This is a genomic window from Anaerostipes caccae L1-92, assembly GCF_014467075.1.
In the GTDB taxonomy this organism is placed as follows: Bacteria; Bacillota; Clostridia; order Lachnospirales; family Lachnospiraceae; genus Anaerostipes; species Anaerostipes caccae.
Genome location: NZ_AP023027.1, coordinates 994,125 through 1,011,293, shown reverse-complemented (window position 1 = coordinate 1,011,293; position 17,169 = coordinate 994,125). Strand labels below are relative to the sequence as shown.

Below are 17,169 nucleotides of genomic sequence, written 5' to 3'. Positions count from 1 at the left end.
AGAATGGGACCAATAGGGCTCGAACCTATGACCCTCTGCTTGTAAGGCAGATGCTCTCCCAGCTGAGCTATGATCCCTTGTCTCGCGACAAAAATTAGTATATAAAATAATGCGAAAAATGTCAACAACTTTTTGAAAAGTTTTTAAAAAAGTTTCCAGATTCACGATTTCTTTCAAGAACAAAGTAGGCAAGCCTACTTCAACTCCCCAACCCCTCAATCTTTGAGGGGCTTGACAACTTTGCGTGCCAGATGCGATTTGACGTAGTCAAATATATTCCTTACGCATCTGTGTACAACCCGCGGAGCGTTTGTTATTTCATAGGGAAGGTCGCAGAACTTTCCTATGAAATAACAAAAAAACAGCCTGACCGCGTCTTTCAGCGGTTCAGACTGTTTTGCTGACTGTTCTGTTTAATTTTTCAAGAAATCAGAGAGCGTAGGTCCCTGGCTCTTTTCCATCGGATGGGTCATCTCCCAGAAGGTCTGGCTGATCGCCTTTGTCTGCAGCTCATCCACAACCGTCTTTAAAGAGTAATCTTTGATTTCCTGTTCTTTTAATTCTACAGACACATGATCTTTAGAATCAATATCCAGCAGAGTTACAAAGCTTTCTTCCGTCACAATGGTTCCCTTTTTCAGCGGAACAACAACGCTCTGATTCTGAGACAGGACTGCCTTTAAGTCATTATAGCGGTGCTGTTTCTGCAGCTGTGCCTTCAGCTTAGCTGCATCTGCTTTGGTTTTCTTTGCCTTCATTGCAGCTTTTTCTTTCTCTCCGGGTTTATAAATCTCCCAGAACGGGCCGCCTGCGGATGCGGATTTAGACTGCTCGATCACATCTTTTAAATGGTACTTGTATGTACTGCGCTGTCTGCTTCCCACGTCTGCAACTGTCACCTGATCTTTGTCATCGATCGCCACCAAAGCTATAAAATGTCCTCCTTTGGTAAAATAACCGGGTCCCATGAGGCCGACTACCGGATGCTTCTTTTTAAGCGCATCCCTGATCTTCTTATAATCTGTCCCGAGTCCACTGCATCCCAGCTGATAATTTTTTGCCAGTGCAGGCACGACTTCATGGGCGGAACCTGCATTGCTGTAATAACCATGCTCGTATGCCCAGATGGTCGTATCAAGCGGGGTTACCCATTTGCCGGTCAGCGAGGTAATACAGACTGCCATGGCAGTAGGTCCGCAGCCGCTGCTCTTGATGCAGTAGCCATTCTGGTTCCAGGCGGAATCTCCCTGATTAAAATAGGTAAAACCTGCGATGGTTTCCTTCTGATCCTTCATGCTGAGACGCGTGTCATTATAGATCTTAGGGATAATGTTGGAGACTACCTTTTCTTCCTTAAGATTCTTGTTCTTTTTCAGCTTCTTGACTTTGTTTTTCTGTTTGATCTTTTTTGCTTTTTTCTTTGAAGCCTTGGATGTCTGGTCCTTTTTTTCTGTCGTTTTCTGGTCCTTATGCGCCGTTGTCGACTCCTGTTTCGTCGTCTCCTGCGGCTGTGCCGTGGTCGTGGCTTCGGTCTGTGCAGCCGTTGTCGATGTACTCTCGGACGCTGTTGTCTGCTCTGTTGCTGAGCTCTGTTCTGTTGTCTTTGCCGTTGCTGCCGCTTCTTCACCGTATGCAAACGTGTTGCTGCCCACTACAAGGCAGCCGCATAGTACAGCAGAGCAGATGGATTTCATGTGCCTGTTCATTCTGTATTCACTCCTTAGCTCACTCATTTATTCTCCATCCCCCAAAGTTCATTATAATCCTTTTCTCACAATTTCTCAATGCTACTCCCCATATTTTTCTTACGAACCGTGATTTTTTCTTCAATCCGCTCAGACAGCTCCGGAACATGGGAAATAATGCCGATCATCCTGTTTTTTCCGGAGAGCTCCTGGAGACAGGAAACCGCTTGTTCTAAGGATTCACTGTCCAGGGAACCGAATCCCTCATCTACAAACAAAACTTCGATCTGAATGCCTCCGGCGCTGTTCCTGACAATATCCGAAAGTCCTAACGCCAGGCACAGTGCCGCCTTAAAGGACTCGCCTCCTGAGAGAGTTTTTACAGACCTGCGCTTTCCGGTATAATAATCCATCACTTCTATTTCCAGGTTATCTTTTTTTCTGGCATCCGTGACTGTCTCACTCCGAAACATCTCATACCGGCCTCCGGTCATTTTCACAAACCTGATATTTGCGGCCTTTAAAATATCCCGGAAATATGTAATGAGAATAAACTGCTCAAAGGTCAGACGAAGCGCATTATTTCCGCTCAGAAGCCGGTCCACATCTCCAACAATACCGTAACTCTCTTCAAGCTTTTCTTTCTTTTTCTGCTTCTCTTTTAAAGAGCAAAGTGCCCTCTGTCTCTGATGCACAAGCACAGCGAGCTGTTCTCTTTCCTCCTCTGTTTTTTTGATCTCTCCTTCCAAATTTTCCAGATCACCGCTTGAAACCTTCTCCTGTTCAAGTTCAGCGCGTTGTTTCTTCCTTTCCTCAAACTCTCCACGGCGTTCCTCCAGAAGAGTCCGCGTCTTGGAAAGAGCCGTTTCCAACTCGATATTCTCCGCCGTCAGCCGGTCATTCTCTGAATCATATTCTTCCAGTTCTTTTGAAAGAGCGAGATGCTCCTCCTTTAGTTCCTCCGCTCTGCCCCACGATTCCAGCTGTTCTCTAAACGCTCTCATCCGGCCTTCTGCCTTCATCCGCTGTTCTCTGATATCCGCCAGACAGTTTTCTTCCTTCTGTCTGGAGAATTTCTCCGCTGAACAGGCTTCCTCTCTCGTAATCCCCTCATATTCAGGTTCTTCTCCGAGCTCTTCCTGTTTTCTTTTCCATTCGGTCTGTGCCGTATTCTTCTGTTCTTTCAATTTCAGCATTTTTTCATACCATTTGCGGAAAAGCTCTTCTGCCTTTTCTGCCCGGTCTTTCTGTGCCTCCAGCTGCTCCCTGTCCGGAGCTTCTGAAGGAATCCCGGCGGGCTTTGGGTGTATCGTGGAACCGCAGACAGGACATGGTTTTCCTTCCCTTAGATCTTTTGCCAAAATGCCAATGCTGCACGCATAATAAGCGGACTGCATCTCCATATAGATGTCCTGTTCCTCTTTTCTTAAGTCATCTGCCCTTCGGTACTCACATTCAGCCTGCTCAAATTCTTCTGAGAAACACTTAAATTTCTCAGAGGAAGCCTTTGCCTCCCCCTCTGCTTCCAGCCATTCCTGGTAAACTGCCATTCGGGTTCTCCTGATTTGCCGTGATTCTTCCTGGCTGGCTTCTTCATATTCGGTTTCCAGCTGTCCCAATCGTTCCAGCTGTTCATTGATCTCCTTTAAAACGCCGAGACGTTCCTTTTTATGATCCATCACATCTCTTAGACTGTAAAGATCCTGCTTCTTCTTTCGGATATTCTCTCGTTTTTGTTTAAGCTCTCCTAATTCCTCTTCCAGACTGCAGATCTTTGAAGCCAAAGTTTCTGTCTCTGCGGATAATTTCTTTGCCTGTTCAAAAATCTGTTTCTTCGAATCAAACTCTTCTCTCTTATTCCTGCTGTTTAAGAAAGCCTCGGATGCCAGCTGTTTCTTTTCCTTATAATCGTCCTCAAGAAAAGTGATCACCGCCGAAAAATCTTTCTTTTCTCTCATTTCTTCATATGCCGGATCTTCTCCCGACAGTTTAGCTGCCTCTTCCATCTGATTTGTGATCTCACGTATTTCGCTAAGCAGGGCTCTCGCCTTCTCGCCTGCAAGACCCTGGATTTTTTTATAGATCTGCGTATGAAAAATAGAGCGGAATACTTCCGCCCGGTCACTGGACTTTGCTGTGAGCAGCCTTTGAAATTCCCCCTGTGCCAGCATGGAGATCTGGCGGAACTGGTCATAGTCGATGGAGAGAATACGGGACAGCTCCTCGTTGACTTTGGACGTTCCGGCTTTTACAGTTCCATCGGGCAGAGTCAGCACGGCATCCTCTTTTTTTACCGTCGTTCCCGAACCTTTTCTTTTGGCTCTCCTGTATTTCGGATGGCGCTCTACCCGGTACTTTTCATTCCTGTGTGTAAATTCAAGAATCACATAGGTATCTTCCTTCTGTGAAGCGAAATCGCTCCTGAGGCTTTCCTTCGTGCGGACGCTTCCGCTGACTTCCCCGTAGAGAGCATAGGTCAGCGCGTCAAATATCGTAGTTTTCCCGGAGCCCGTAGGCCCGGTGATCAAAAACAGTCCACCCTGGAATTTGGAAAAATCAATCTGATTTTTGCCCGCATAGGGGCCCCATGCGCTGATCTCAAGAAATAATGGCTTCATATATTCAAGCCTCCTTCCTCCAGAAGTTTTTTAAGAAATTCCATCCTCTTTTCTTCTGCCTCACCGCAGGTCAGCTCAAGAAACGATTCCCCCAGTTCCAGCGGTGTCTTTTCACGGACGTCGGCGTACACCTCATCACCGCCGGACCTCTGTCTCTTCTCCAGGTTCAGTTCCATAATATTCGGATAAGAGGCACGGAGCTTCTCCATAGGATCTGCAAGTTCCTCCTCGTCCGTCAGCACGGCGCTGATATAGTCTTCACAGTCTGCAGCTTCAACCACCTGCGGATCTAAAAGATCTTCAAGTTTTCCTTTGATCCGGCGCATATCATGTCTGGGCTTAAGCGGGTAAACCGTAACTATTATGCTGCCTTTTTCTTTCAGCTCAACCAGTGTCACAGATTTCTTGTGAAATTCTTCAGAAAAAGAGTACTTAAGAAGGGAACCGCTGTATCTTACAGTCTCTCTTCCCGCTTTTTGAGGGCCGTGAATGTGCCCAAGCGCAGTATAGTCATAGTCTTCAAAGACAGTATAAGAAATCTGTTCTGTCCCTCCCACACTCAGCAACAGTTCCGAGTCGGACTGTGTGACGGGTTCTGTCCCAGTGACAAACTGATGGGTGACCAGCACATTCCGCTCTGTTCTGTCCACAGGATGACGTGCGAGGACAGAGCGCATGGCATCTTCATGCGTGCGGATCTCGTCTTCAGGAAACAATGCCCTTGCCTCAGCAGGCTTAAAATACGGAAGCAGATGCAGGCAGACCGGCCCGTATTCATCTTCCAGTCTGATGGCAGGGAATTCTTCTCTTAATGTCCCTTCCACGTAAATATTCTGCTGCCCGAAAAGTTTCTGTCCAAACTCCAGCCTCTCGCCCGAATCGTGATTTCCCGCCGCTAAAAAAACAGGCACCATAAGCTCTGCCGTACCTGTCAGAAACCAGTCAAGCAAGGTCACAGCCTCTGCCGGAGGGATGCTCCGGTCATAAATATCTCCTGCCAAAAGGAGCCCGTCAACGGGCTCCTTCTCCATCAGTCCCAGCACCTGTGCCAGCACATGTCTCTGATCTTCTATGAAATTCATTCCATTGACCGTCTTGCCCAAATGCAGGTCAGCCATATGCAAAAGCTTCATGATTTTCCGTTCCCCTCTAGTTCAGCACGAACCGCTCGATGGCATAGGCGACTCCGTCTTCCTCATTGGATTTTGTAACAAAATCTGCGATATCTTTCAGTTCGTCCATTCCATTTTCCATCACTACACCGAATCCCGCTGCCCGGATCATAAATGTGTCATTGGCCGCATCTCCGCACGCCATCGTCTCCTCGATCGGTATGGAGAGATGTTTGGCTAACTGTGTGATCCCGTCTCCTTTGTCACATCCCAGCTGGGTGATCTCTACATTGTTAAACAATGCAGTTGAAACGCTGGCAATTTCCAGATCGCTCAGTTCCTTCATGACACGTTTTCTCTCCTCAAGGTCACCGAAGAAGGCACTGATCTTTTCAATGCCGTCACTGTTTTCTTCCACATAGGCCTCCAGATCACCGACCTCCTGTCTGGTCCTTAAAATAAGGTCTTTCTGCTGGCCCTTAATATCAAAATCTTCTAAATGGTTATAAAATTTCCCTTCCATATAGCCCTGGCCGTTTCTGTAAATATCTCTGGTACAATTATATTCTGTGAGTTTCCTGAGCAGAGACAAGGCTGTCTCCTTCGGAATGTGGTTCTTGTATATGATCTTATCTTCCAGAGCGTCATAGATCGTCGCCCCATTGCAGCAGACGGCATACCGGACTCCCTCTAAATTTCTGATAAAATCAGGGATTGCTTTATAGATCCGTCCTGTGGCCGGCACAATATGTACGCCTCTTCTGGCTGCTTCTTCGAGCACTTCCCTCGTATGCTCCGAAATCTGCTTCTGGTCATTCAGCAAAGTTCCGTCTAAATCCATGGTTACCAACTTAATCTGGCTCATAACTGTCCTCCCTATGTAAAAAAGTAATGCTGTATCCGTATCTGCAGGCTCTCATTTCCCCTGTATACGTTAATATCCGGATAGTAGGTGCAAGTGATGTACTGCTTTCCCTCTCCCATCTTTTCACGGAATATATCTTCCTCTTCAAAGATCATGCCCGTCATTCTTGTTCCCCTGTCACTTAAAAGCGACAGCCGGATTACATTTCTATTATCGCCGAATACCTGGATTCTTTCAATGAAAAGTTTTCTGTGGGCGAACAAAGGCCTTTTATTTTCCTTCCCAAACGGCTCCAGCACTGCCATCTGGCGCACCAGTTCCGCAGAAATATAGTCAATCGGCATATCCACATCGATCGATACCTTTTTTATGAAATCATCCTCTTTAAGGTCACAGCAGCCATTGATCCGTCTGCGGAACTCCTCTACTTTCGACTCGTCTGACAGAGAGCACCCCGCAGCCATGGCGTGTCCCCCGAATCTGGAAAATACATCCCTTACCCCGTTCATAGCTTCAAACATGTGATAATTCTCTATGGAACGACCGGAACCTTTGATCCCTTCTCTTCCTTTGGTCAGTACAAAAACCGGCCTGTGTACTTTGTCTTTAATTCTCCCGGCAATGATCCCCGCGATGCTCTCATGGCAGTCCGGAAGATAGATCACGAGGACCTTGTCTTCCCCGTAGCCATTTTGTTCTATCTGATCCAGCGCTTCTTTGACTCCCTCGTTGGTCATTCCTTTTCTCTGGTCATTAAGTTCTTTTAATTCCTGAGCCGTCTCTTCTGCGGTAACCATATCCTTTTCCAGAAACAGCCTTAAAACCTTTTCCGCCGATTCCAACCTTCCGCTGGCGTTGATGCACGGGCCGATAACAAAACCTAAATGATAAGAATTGACCGGAGCCTCTTCCAGATTATGTGCCCTTAAAAGCGCCCTCAGACCGGTATTTTCCGTAATATCGATGCGCTTCAGCCCTTCTCTCACGAAAATACGATTTTCCTCCGTAAGGTCGACCACATCACAGACTGTGGCGATGGCCAAAAAACAGAGCAGCGGTTCCAGGTCCTTATCCTCTCTGCCCTCCATTTGATAAAGCGCTCTCATGAGCTGAAACGCCACCCCGGCCCCGCAGAGCTGTTTATAGGGGTATGCGCACGATTCCTGTTTCGGATTCACGACCGCATCCGCCAGAGGCAGCCTCTCCCTCTTTTTCCCTTCCTCCATTTGATACGGAACCTCATGATGGTCCGTGACAATGACTTCCATGCCCAGATCTTTTGCCTTTTTTACTGGATCAAAAGCGGCAATCCCATTGTCGCAGGTGATGATCAGCCCGACTCCGTCTTCTTTGGCGTTCACAGCCATCTCCGAATTCATTCCGTAGCCGTCCTGGATGCGGTCGGGAATGGTAAAATCCACAATCCCTCCGAGATCGCTGAGACTTTTCCACAAGATATAATTGGATATCACCCCGTCCACATCGTAGTCAGAGATGATCCTGATTTTTGTGCCCCCGCGGACCGCCTGATGAAGCAGTCTGCACGCTTCCTCTGCATCCTTCATCATGAACGGATCAGAAATATCCGAAAGCGTCCCGGATAAATACCTGCGTATCTCCTCCTCTCCCGTGATATCCCGGTTCCGGATCAGCCTGGCTATGACCGGATCGATGCCGAACTTCTCTCCGATCCGGACAAAGTCTGCTTTCTTCTTGCTGATAAACCATTTTTCCATAAGTAACTTTTTGTCCCCTTCTCGTGATGTAAGAAAACTGCAATCAAACTTCTTGTCTGATCACAGTTTTCAAATGTTCTATCGGATTCCTTTTTTCTTTTTCTTCTTCTTTTTCTTAGGCTTTGGTGACGCAGTCTCCTGTCCGTTCTGCACATCTGTTTTTTCTTCTATGGCAGCTGCCGCCGGCTGTTTCTTAAATCCTGTCTTCATAAAGTACCAGAGCGGTCCCGTGATACACACGGAAGAAAATGCTCCGCACACAACGCCGACCATAAGAGTCAGGGCAAACTGGCGGATGGATGACACTCCCATAATAAACAGCACAAACACCATAATAAACGTAGTGAGCGACGTGTTGATGGATCTGGTCAGCGTCTGGATGATACTCTTATTCACAATGCCTTTCAGCTGTGTATTGTCCGCCTCCTGCATATTCTCCCGGATACGGTCAAATATGACGATGGTAGAGTTGATAGAGTATCCGATGATCGTAAGCATACATGCGATAAAGGTTCCTCCGACGGAGAGCCTTCCGATTGAGTATGCTGCAAAGACGATAAGCACGTCATTCAGCAGTGCAATGATGGCACTGGCTCCAAATTTCACATCCTTAAACCGGATGGCGATATAGATCAGCATACAGATACTTGCGATCACCACGGAGACGATCGCATCCCTCTGCATTTCATTGCTGATAGTAGAACTTATATTTTCAGTGGCAACGGATTTCGCCTTAAAATCTTTTTTCATGGTGCTCTCGATCTGCTTCCGCTGGCTTAAGTTCAGCTCCACAGACTTGATCACCATCTGATTATTTGCTTTTACTTTCTGTCCCTGGACTGAAGTGGATTTGCTTACTTTTTCGTAAGCGGATACGACCTTCTTCTCGAGACTGTCATCTACTTTCACACTCTTATCAAATGTGATCGTAGAAGAGGTTCCTCCGGAAAATTCCAGATCAAAATTAAGCGGTGCTCCGATCTTTGACTTGTTGATCGGAAGGAACGCCAGACCCACAACGATCACAAGCAGCGCTGCCGCCATGCACCGTCTGCTGACTCCGATGAAATCCCGTTCTTTTAAAGCTCTCGCTTTTCCATAGAGTTTCGGACTCCTAAGGCCAAACTTGTATGCGGCGGTAACTAAAAATCTGCTGATGACCAGAGCTGTAAACATTGAAATCAGGACACTCATACCCAGTGTCTGAGCAAATCCCTTGACCGTTCCGGTCCCCTTAAACCAGAGGACTGCCACGGCAATCAGAGTCGTTACGTTTCCGTCGATAATAGCCGATGCGGCCTTATGGAATCCTGACTTAATCGCAGTTCCCACATTTTTGCCAAGCGCCACTTCTTCCTTAATTCTGGAATAAATGATGACATTGGCATCCACAGCCATACCGATACCGAGTATGATACCGGCCAATCCCGGAAGGGTCAGCGTCACATTGAATCCATTCAGCGCCAGCAGCGTCATAAGCACATAAATGGCCAGCGCAAGACATGCGATCACTCCCGGAAGATAATACAGGGCGATCATCAGGATACAGACGAGTGCAAATCCGATGGCGCCGGCTTTGACACTTGTCTGAATAGCATCCACTCCTAATTTGGCGGAAACCACATTGGAGCGCAGTTCCTTTAATTTTACCGGAAGTGATCCAATACGGATAGAAGATGCCAGATTTTCGGCCGCTTCATAACTCTCCATTCCTGTTATGCTGCATTCCCCTTTGGTAATGACGGTCTGCACATTCGGTGCGCTGATGATCTGGTTGTCATATATAATATAGATGGGTTTGCCCACATTCTTCTTTGTGGCATCTGCAAATGCCTTAGTTCCTTTTTTGTCAAACTCCAGGGCTACGACATAGTCCTTGGCCCCATTGTCTCCCTCAGTTGTCTGAGCTTTTGCGGATTTGACGTTATTTCCTGTCAGGACCGTCTTCATGGATTTGCCGTCCTGGACCATGAATGCCAGAGTTCCCGGCTGTCCCAGTTCATCCAGGATCTTATTGGCGTCTGTCACACCCGGGATCTCGATGTTGATTCTGTTTTTACCCTGGCGGTAGACTTCAGATTCTGTACTGTACCCTTCCACACGTTTCTGAAGCTTGTATACCGTATCGTCAATGTTTTTATCAGATACATTTTTGCCGTCCACTTCATAGGTAATGCTGACTCCTCCGGCCAGATCCAGACCCAGTTCGATGTTTTCTGCACGGCCGATCTTATTTTTCCCAAGCCCTTTTGCGGTGATAAAAATTCCAAACGCACACAATGCGGCCAGCAGGATTATCCCGGCAGCGTATCTTCCCTTCTTATTTTTGTTCGTCTTCATAAGTTTTCTGCTCCTTTATTCTTCACTCTGATCAGCCAATGCGGCCTTTATCATCAGTGCACACTCCACTCGCTTTCTCTCCAGCTGACAGCCCACTTCATAGGTACCGTTGATCGTACCATTCAGTTTATGAGAGTTCGCACTGCATCCCCCGCTGCAGTAAAATCTGGCGAAGCACTCCCGGCAGTCTTCTTTCGAGTAAACACTGGTCTTCTTAAACTCAGAGACAATATCACCGCGGGTGACTCCGTCAAACACATTTCCTACACAGAACTCATCTTCCCCCACGAACTGATGACACGGATACAGATCTCCCCATGGCGTCACCGCGAGATATTCGGTTCCCGAACCGCACCCTGAAAGGCGTTTTGCCACACAGGGACCTCCGGTCAGATCGATCATAAAGTGGAAGAACGTAAAGCCCTTTCCTTCCTTCTCCCTCCGGATGATTTCTTTTGCCAGAAGATCATATTCTTCCATGATCTTCGGAAGATCGGCTTCTTTGATCGTGTACCGCTCTTCTTCGGGTCCTACCACAGGTTCCACGGAAATCTGGTCAAATCCTTCGTCCGCCAGATGCAGTACATCTTTTGAAAAATCCAGGTTGTCATGGGTGAAAGTGCCTCTCACATAATAACTTTTTCCGTTTCGCATCTCTGCAAATTTTTTAAATTTATCAATGATCAGATCGTAGCTGCCCTTGCCGTTTCTTGTAGGCCTCATCTTATCATGGACCTCTTTCCGCCCGTCAATACTGAGGACCACGTTGGCCATCTCACGGTTTGCAAACTCCATCACTTCGTCATCCAGAAGGACGCCGTTGGTCGTCAGAGTAAACCTGAACTTTTTACTGTGCTTCTCCTCCAGAGACCTGCCGTAAGCCACCAGCTGCTTTACGACCTCAAAGTTCATCAGCGGCTCTCCTCCAAAGAAATCCACTTCCAGGTTTCTCCTGCTGCCTGAGTTTTCAACGAGGAAATCCAATGCCTGTTTTCCTACTTCGAAACTCATCATCGAACGATCTCCGTGATATTCTCCTTCTTCAGCAAAACAGTATCTGCACGCTAAGTTACAGTCATGAGCGATATGCAGGCAGAGTGCTTTGACCACGGTTGGACGCCTTTTGAACTCCGTTATGTAATCCTCATACTCGTCCTTTGTAAAGAGTGCTCCTTCGCTCTCCAGACGCCTGATTTCCTCATAGACTTCCTCGATCTCCCCGGCTTCGTATCCGGAAAGCTCTTCTTGTATTTCCTTTAAAGTGCGGGTGCCGTAAAGTCCGATGACGTCATAGCTCAGATCATCCACGACGTGGACTGATCCGCTTTCCACATCCAGCACCATATTATATCCATTATTTTTGTATTGATAAACCACGCTGCTTCTTCTCCTTTATCTGTCCTTAACGAAAAGAGACGGTTCAAAAAGGAACCGCCTCTCATTCTTCTGCTCTTTCCCGCCGTGGGTTATTTGCTGTGTTCGCAGCTCTGGTTTCCTACGGTGCAGGATGTCTTGCATGCTGACTGACAGGATGTCTGGCACTCACCGCATCCGCCTTTCTTTACTGTGTTCTGCAATGTTTTATTCGTTAGAGTCTTAATGTGCTTCATGCCAAGTTCCTCCTTCAATATGAATCTCTCTTATTCCCTTTTTAACTTGCCCATTATATCATATTCATTTCGGAATTACAATAAGTTCTTCAGTTCATCGTAGAGGTGATCCGGGACCTTTAAACTGCCCCGTCCCGTCCCGATCTCAATGTCCGGTTTATTGCTGCCGTGAAAGTCCGAGCCTCCTGTGGCCAGCATCCCATATTTCCTGCACCACTGCCTGAGTTTCACCGTCTGTCCGTGATGATGGGATGAGTGATAGACTTCAATTCCCCCCAGCCCGAAAGAGATCAGCTCCCTGATCAGCTCCTCTAACTCCGCGTTGGAAAGATGATATTGGAACGGATGCGCCAGTACCGCAGTACCTCCTGCATCTTTGATCAGCCTGACCGCATCCGCGGGCGCAAAATAAGGCTTCGGAATATAATATCTGCATCCGTCTCCTACATACTTTTTAAATGCCTGCTCCTTATTGGCACAGTATCCTTCCTCGATCAGCACTCTTGCAAAATGTGCCCTGGTGATCACGGTCTGTTCGTTGCCGTGCAGAAGTTTTTCAAGCGTCATTGGTATCCCGTCCTCACGAAACTTTTCAATCATAGAAAGATTTCTCTGCCTTCTTCCTCTCCGCAGACCCTCCAGTGTGTTTAGTAAGTTCTGATTACAGATATCAATATGATAGCCCAGTATGTGAATCTCGTGTTTTTCCGCCTCACATGAAAGCTCAATTCCCGGCATAAAATGAATGCCTGTAAGTTCTCCCGAATGAAGGATCGGCGGAATTCCTGCGACTGTATCGTGATCAGTGAGTGCGAACGCATAAAGTCCCTTTTCTTTTGCTGCACGCAGCACCTCTTCCGGTTTCAGTGTACCGTCCGAGGCATCCGAGTGCAAATGTAAGTCAATCATCGTCTGTCCTTTCTCCCTATGTGTCATAGAATGACCCTCTCCTGCATAAAATCTTACTAAAAGGAGGCATCCCATGGAAAATAAAAATATCGGTATTTCAATCTTAAAAAGCTTAATCTTCTCCTACATATTGACAGGAATTATTCTATGTATTCTGGCTTTTATTATGTATCAGACCGAAGTCAGCACAAAAGTCGCAAACCTTGGCGTAACCTTTACCTATGTGGCTGCGTCTGTATTTGCAGGGTTTATCATCGGCAAACGAATGGGAAAGAGAAAATTTCTCTGGGGCCTGGCCGTGGGCCTTCTGTACTTTGCCGTACTCTTTCTGATCTCCCTTCTCCTGGATCAAAACCAGGCACTGATGAGCGGAGAGCGCATCACCGCAATGCTTCTGTGCGCAGCCGGAGGAACCCTGGGCGGAGCCCTGGCATAATCTTTTACCGCCGGCAGCGGGCTTTAAGCCCCTGCCGGTATCTTCCATACTTCCTCCGCAATTCTCTTCATATTCCTGATCTTTTCCCACTGCTGTTCATCTGTCAAAAACCTCTGCTGTTCTTCTGATGCAAACCCGCACTGCGGACTTAAGCAAAGCTGAGTCAGCGGAACATAAGACGATGCCTGCAGAATTTTCTTTTGAATTACATCATCCTTTTCCATCACAGGAGACCTGACAGATATTAATCCAAGTGCAACCTTTTGATTCTTTATGTATCTGAGCGGCCTGAAATCCCCTGACTGTCCGCTGTCATTATATTCCAGAAAAAATCCGTCCACAAGACAATGACCGAATAACTGCTCTGCCACTGCCTCATAGCTTCCTGATATCATACGGGCAGAATAAAAATTTCCCCGGCAGACATGAAGCGTCACCGTCATATCCTCCGGTTTTACCCTCAGCACCTGATTGATCAGCCAGACATATCGCTCTGACAGTTTCTCTGTGTCAATCCCCCTGCTTCGGTAAACCTCCCTCCGTTCCCAGGAACAAAATTCTCCCCATGAGACATCGTCAAACTGAAGGTATCTGCAGCCTGCATTGTAAAAAGCCCTCAGAGCTTTCTGGTAACTCCTGATGATATCTTCAAACAAAACTTTCTCATTCCTGTAAATTGGAATTGGCTGGTATGACTCAGGATGTACACAGCAGATTAAATGGAGCATCGCCGGTGACGGAATCGTCATCTTAGCCGCCGCATCCCCGGAAATTGACTTTAGAAACCGGAAATGGTTTAAAAACGGATGATTGCCGAAGCTGATCCTGCCGCAGACTGCGAGCGTCTCCGGCTCCGTCTCTTCTTCCCTGAAAATGTCCGGTCTCCGTTTATATTTCTTTCTCTCGATTCCGTTCAAATACCAGAGAAAATCCAGATGCCACCATCTTCTGCGCAGTTCTCCGTCGGTAACCGCCTTAAGCCCCGCTTCCTTCTGTTTTCTGACCAGTTCCCTGACCGCCTGATTTTCAATTCTCTTTAATCTTACGGCACTCATATCACCTTGTTTGTACTGTCTTTTAGCAGCTTTCAATGTCTCTGTGCGCAAAAAGCTGCCAACGATATCATAATAGTAGGGAAACGATGTCCTGTCCATGATCAATCCTCCTGGATGCATTTCATAACCAATGTCTTTTGAGTCATTCCTTCTTAAAGCCGTCCTCTTTGGTACAGAAAAGACGGCGCAAAAAAGCGCCGTCCCCCAATATTAATCTTCTTTTGTTCCCTGATTCGGTTTCTCAACCTGAGAAATAGCAGCACGTTCCATAGGAATACGGCAATGTTTGTCATTTCCGAATTCTACAACGATCGTTTTGTCATCTACGACATCCACGACCACACCATAGAAACCACTGATGGTAAGTACACTGTCCCCAACTTCCAGAGAAGCTGCTAATTCCTTCATCTGCTGGTCTTTTTTCTTTTGCGGACGGATCAGTAAGAAATACATACCTCCGAACACAATAATGAGCCACAGAATCATACTAAATTGTGATTGCATTTGTTCTTTTTCCTCCATTTAAAATAATAATATATCAAATTCAATTTCTTGAATCCTGATCACTTATTTTCCATACCGGAAAGCTTTCTCTCTTTGTACTCTCTGTACTGCCCCTGTTCAATGGCATCCCGGATCTCTTCCATCATTGTATTATAAAAATATAAGTTATGCAAGACACACAGTCTCATACCCAGCATTTCTTTTGCCTTGAGCAGATGTCTGATATAAGCCCTGCTGTAACTTCTGCACGCCGGACACTGGCAGCCTTCTTCTATAGGCCTGTGATCCAGCTCATACTTTTTATTGAACAAGTTCATCTTGCCGTGGTTGGTATAGACATGTCCATGCCTGCCGTTTCTTGTCGGGTAAACACAGTCAAAAAAGTCTACTCCCCGGTCCACCGCTTCCAAAATATTGGCGGGAGTGCCTACTCCCATCAGATAAGTAGGTTTTGCTTCCGGAAGATACGGGACGGTTTCATCCAAAATACGGTACATCTCTGCGTGGGATTCCCCTACCGCCAGACCTCCCAGTGCATAGCCGTCAAGGTCAAGCCTGGAAATCTCTTTTGCATGAGAGATACGGATGTCCTCATAAGTTCCCCCCTGATTGATTCCAAACAGCATCTGATGCGGATTCACCGTATCCGGCAGACGGTTCAGACGGTCCATCTCTTTTTTACAGCGGTATAGCCATCTGGTCGTACGGTCCACAGAATCCTGCATGTACTTTCTCTCCGCAGGATGGGGCGGACACTCGTCAAAAGCCATAGCGATAGTAGATCCCAGATTAGACTGGATCTGCATACTCTCCTCAGGTCCCATAAAAATCTTTCGCCCGTCGATATGGGAAGAAAAAGAAACACCTTCCTCCTTTATCTTACGCAGCTTGGCCAGGGAAAAGACCTGAAATCCCCCCGAATCTGTAAGGATCGGGCGGTCCCAGTTCATAAACTTATGAAGGCCCCCGAATTCCTTGATCAGCCGGTCCCCCGGCCTCACATGGAGATGATAGGTGTTGGAAAGCTCCACCTGGGTTCTGATCTCTTTTAAGTCATCTGTGCTCACCGCACCCTTAATCGCAGCCACTGTCCCCACGTTCATAAAAACCGGGGTCTCTATCGTCCCATGGACAGTTGTAAACCGCCCTCTTTTTGCTTTACCGTCTTTTTTTATTAACTGATACATATATTCACCATTACCCGTATATTTTTTTTACAGAGTCCATACTGGCACTCAGATTCATAAGCAGCCCGTCTGCAATCGTGACCGCCGCCATGGATTCAACCACTACCACAGCTCTCGGAACAATCATCGGATCATGTCTTCCCCCGATGGAAAGGTCGAAATCTTTCCCGTCTTTTCCTGCTGTGGACTGAACCTTGGCGATAGACGGAGTCGGCTTGACTGCTGCCCGGAACACGAGAGGGCTGCCGTCACTGATGCCTCCCAGAACTCCTCCTGAGTGATTTGTCTTTTTTACAAATCCGCCTTCCCGATATTCATAAGCGTCATTATTCTGTGATCCGCAGGAGGAAGCAGCCGCAAAACCATCACCAATCTCAAATCCCTTTACGGCACCGATCGAAAGCACCGCCTTGGCCAGATTGGCATCCAGCTTTTCAAACACCGGATCACCAATGCCAGGCTTTAACCCTTGTACGGTGCACTCGATAATCCCGCCCATAGAATCCTGTTCTCTCATCATGCGGTCCGCATATTCCTGCACTTTCAGTGCTGCTTCTCTGTCGGGCATGTAAAACGGATTCCGAAAAATCTCTTCCAGGTCAAATCGCTTCTCGTCTGCCGTAATGCCGCCAATCTCTTTTGCATATGCCGTTACCGTAATTCCAAGTTCCTTTAACAGCTTGACAGCCACTGCTCCGGCAGCCACACGGCCGATGGTCTCTCTGCCGGAAGACCTTCCCCCGCCTCTGTAATCCCTGATTCCGTATTTGGCATCATAAGTATAATCCGCATGTCCGGGCCGGTAAACATCTCTGATCTGGCTGTAATCTCTGGATCTCTGGTTCTTGTTATAGACTGCCATAGAAATGGGAGTTCCGGTTGTTTTTCCTTCAAAAACTCCGGACAGGATCTCTGCCTGATCATCCTCTTTCCGGGGTGTCGTATATTTTGACTGTCCCGGTTTTCTGCGGTTTAAATACTGCTGAATATCCTCTTTTGAAATAGGAAGTCCGGCCGGGCATCCATCTACGACGACTCCAAGCCCCTCTCCATGGGTCTCCCCCCACGTTGTAATTCTGAATAATGTGCCAATGCTTGAACCTGCCATCTTT

The 17,169-nt window shown here is 47.2% G+C and carries 14 protein-coding genes and 1 tRNA gene; 1 reads left to right on the top strand and 14 read right to left on the bottom strand.

Annotated elements, in window-relative coordinates:
- Positions 1-4: 4 nt before the first annotated feature.
- The 10 genes from ANCC_RS05005 to ANCC_RS04960 form a co-directional block, all read right to left on the bottom strand.
- Positions 5-77 (bottom strand) — tRNA-Val (locus ANCC_RS05005).
- Between the two features lie 336 nt (positions 78-413).
- A complete protein-coding gene (locus tag ANCC_RS05000) occupies positions 414-1,733 on the bottom strand; it encodes a C39 family peptidase (RefSeq protein ID WP_006566401.1) in 1,320 nt (439 codons plus the stop codon).
- A gap of 38 nt (positions 1,734-1,771) precedes the next feature.
- Positions 1,772-4,303: an AAA family ATPase gene (locus tag ANCC_RS04995; protein ID WP_006566402.1), complete on the bottom strand. Its 2,532-nt coding sequence runs from the start codon at positions 4,301-4,303 to the stop codon at positions 1,772-1,774.
- Positions 4,300-5,436: an exonuclease SbcCD subunit D gene (locus ANCC_RS04990; RefSeq protein ID WP_006566403.1), complete on the bottom strand. Its 1,137-nt coding sequence runs from the start codon at positions 5,434-5,436 to the stop codon at positions 4,300-4,302. Before ANCC_RS04990 ends, ANCC_RS04995 begins: the two co-directional genes overlap by 4 nt.
- Positions 5,437-5,452: 16 nt before the next feature.
- Positions 5,453-6,280, bottom strand: coding sequence for a Cof-type HAD-IIB family hydrolase (locus ANCC_RS04985; RefSeq protein WP_006566404.1), 828 nt, complete (start codon positions 6,278-6,280; stop codon positions 5,453-5,455).
- An 11-nt stretch (positions 6,281-6,291) separates the two neighbouring features.
- Positions 6,292-8,016, bottom strand: coding sequence for a single-stranded-DNA-specific exonuclease RecJ (recJ, locus tag ANCC_RS04980; RefSeq protein WP_006566405.1), 1,725 nt, complete (start codon positions 8,014-8,016; stop codon positions 6,292-6,294).
- 78 nt (positions 8,017-8,094) lie between these two features.
- Complete coding sequence (locus tag ANCC_RS04975; RefSeq protein ID WP_006566406.1) at positions 8,095-10,356, bottom strand: protein translocase subunit SecDF; 2,262 nt, start codon at positions 10,354-10,356, stop codon at positions 8,095-8,097.
- Positions 10,357-10,371: 15 nt separating this feature from the next.
- Positions 10,372-11,733, bottom strand: a complete 1,362-nt coding sequence (gene scfB, locus ANCC_RS04970) for a thioether cross-link-forming SCIFF peptide maturase (RefSeq protein WP_039946468.1) — start codon at positions 11,731-11,733, stop codon at positions 10,372-10,374.
- An 89-nt stretch (positions 11,734-11,822) separates the two neighbouring features.
- Positions 11,823-11,966 carry a six-cysteine ranthipeptide SCIFF gene (scfA, locus tag ANCC_RS04965; RefSeq protein ID WP_006566408.1) on the bottom strand — a complete coding sequence of 48 codons (144 nt, stop codon included), beginning with the start codon at positions 11,964-11,966 and terminating at the stop codon, positions 11,823-11,825.
- A 75-nt stretch (positions 11,967-12,041) separates the two neighbouring features.
- Positions 12,042-12,902, bottom strand: a complete 861-nt coding sequence (locus tag ANCC_RS04960) for a PHP domain-containing protein (protein ID WP_233458257.1) — start codon at positions 12,900-12,902, stop codon at positions 12,042-12,044.
- Between the two features lie 46 nt (positions 12,903-12,948).
- Between ANCC_RS04960 and ANCC_RS04955 the strand changes: the two genes are divergently transcribed.
- A complete protein-coding gene (locus ANCC_RS04955; RefSeq protein WP_006566410.1) occupies positions 12,949-13,311 on the top strand; it encodes a TIGR04086 family membrane protein in 363 nt (120 codons plus the stop codon).
- A 23-nt stretch (positions 13,312-13,334) separates the two neighbouring features.
- Here the strand turns inward: ANCC_RS04955 and ANCC_RS04950 are convergent, their stop codons facing one another.
- The 4 genes from ANCC_RS04950 to aroC all read right to left on the bottom strand — a co-directional run bounded on the left by ANCC_RS04950 (position 13,335) and on the right by aroC (position 17,165).
- Positions 13,335-14,465: a 5-methyltetrahydropteroyltriglutamate--homocysteine S-methyltransferase gene (locus ANCC_RS04950; protein ID WP_009288985.1), complete on the bottom strand. Its 1,131-nt coding sequence runs from the start codon at positions 14,463-14,465 to the stop codon at positions 13,335-13,337.
- 111 nt (positions 14,466-14,576) lie between these two features.
- Positions 14,577-14,870: a preprotein translocase subunit YajC gene (gene yajC, locus ANCC_RS04945; protein ID WP_039946469.1), complete on the bottom strand. Its 294-nt coding sequence runs from the start codon at positions 14,868-14,870 to the stop codon at positions 14,577-14,579.
- A 59-nt stretch (positions 14,871-14,929) separates the two neighbouring features.
- Positions 14,930-16,057 (bottom strand): tRNA guanosine(34) transglycosylase Tgt, encoded by a 1,128-nt coding sequence (gene tgt / locus ANCC_RS04940; RefSeq protein ID WP_006566413.1) that lies wholly within the window; start codon positions 16,055-16,057, stop codon positions 14,930-14,932.
- A 10-nt stretch (positions 16,058-16,067) separates the two neighbouring features.
- Positions 16,068-17,165: a chorismate synthase gene (aroC, locus tag ANCC_RS04935; protein ID WP_006566414.1), complete on the bottom strand. Its 1,098-nt coding sequence runs from the start codon at positions 17,163-17,165 to the stop codon at positions 16,068-16,070.
- Positions 17,166-17,169: the final 4 nt, after the last annotated feature.

Bases quoted from the DNA above. Each gene is read 5' to 3' on its own strand.
- ANCC_RS05000 (WP_006566401.1), bottom strand. From the start codon at position 1,733: ATGAGTGAGCTAAGGAGTGAATACAGAATGAACAGGCACATGAAATCC.
- ANCC_RS04995 (WP_006566402.1), bottom strand. From the start codon at position 4,303: ATGAAGCCATTATTTCTTGAGATCAGCGCATGGGGCCCCTATGCGGGC.
- ANCC_RS04990 (WP_006566403.1), bottom strand. From the start codon at position 5,436: ATGAAGCTTTTGCATATGGCTGACCTGCATTTGGGCAAGACGGTCAAT.
- ANCC_RS04985 (WP_006566404.1), bottom strand. From the start codon at position 6,280: ATGAGCCAGATTAAGTTGGTAACCATGGATTTAGACGGAACTTTGCTG.
- recJ (WP_006566405.1), bottom strand. From the start codon at position 8,016: ATGGAAAAATGGTTTATCAGCAAGAAGAAAGCAGACTTTGTCCGGATC.
- ANCC_RS04975 (WP_006566406.1), bottom strand. From the start codon at position 10,356: ATGAAGACGAACAAAAATAAGAAGGGAAGATACGCTGCCGGGATAATC.
- scfA (WP_006566408.1), bottom strand. From the start codon at position 11,966: ATGAAGCACATTAAGACTCTAACGAATAAAACATTGCAGAACACAGTA.
- ANCC_RS04960 (WP_233458257.1), bottom strand. From the start codon at position 12,902: ATGACACATAGGGAGAAAGGACAGACGATGATTGACTTACATTTGCAC.
- ANCC_RS04955 (WP_006566410.1), top strand. From the start codon at position 12,949: ATGGAAAATAAAAATATCGGTATTTCAATCTTAAAAAGCTTAATCTTC.
- ANCC_RS04950 (WP_009288985.1), bottom strand. From the start codon at position 14,465: ATGGACAGGACATCGTTTCCCTACTATTATGATATCGTTGGCAGCTTT.
- yajC (WP_039946469.1), bottom strand. From the start codon at position 14,870: ATGCAATCACAATTTAGTATGATTCTGTGGCTCATTATTGTGTTCGGA.
- tgt (WP_006566413.1), bottom strand. From the start codon at position 16,057: ATGTATCAGTTAATAAAAAAAGACGGTAAAGCAAAAAGAGGGCGGTTT.
- aroC (WP_006566414.1), bottom strand. From the start codon at position 17,165: ATGGCAGGTTCAAGCATTGGCACATTATTCAGAATTACAACGTGGGGG.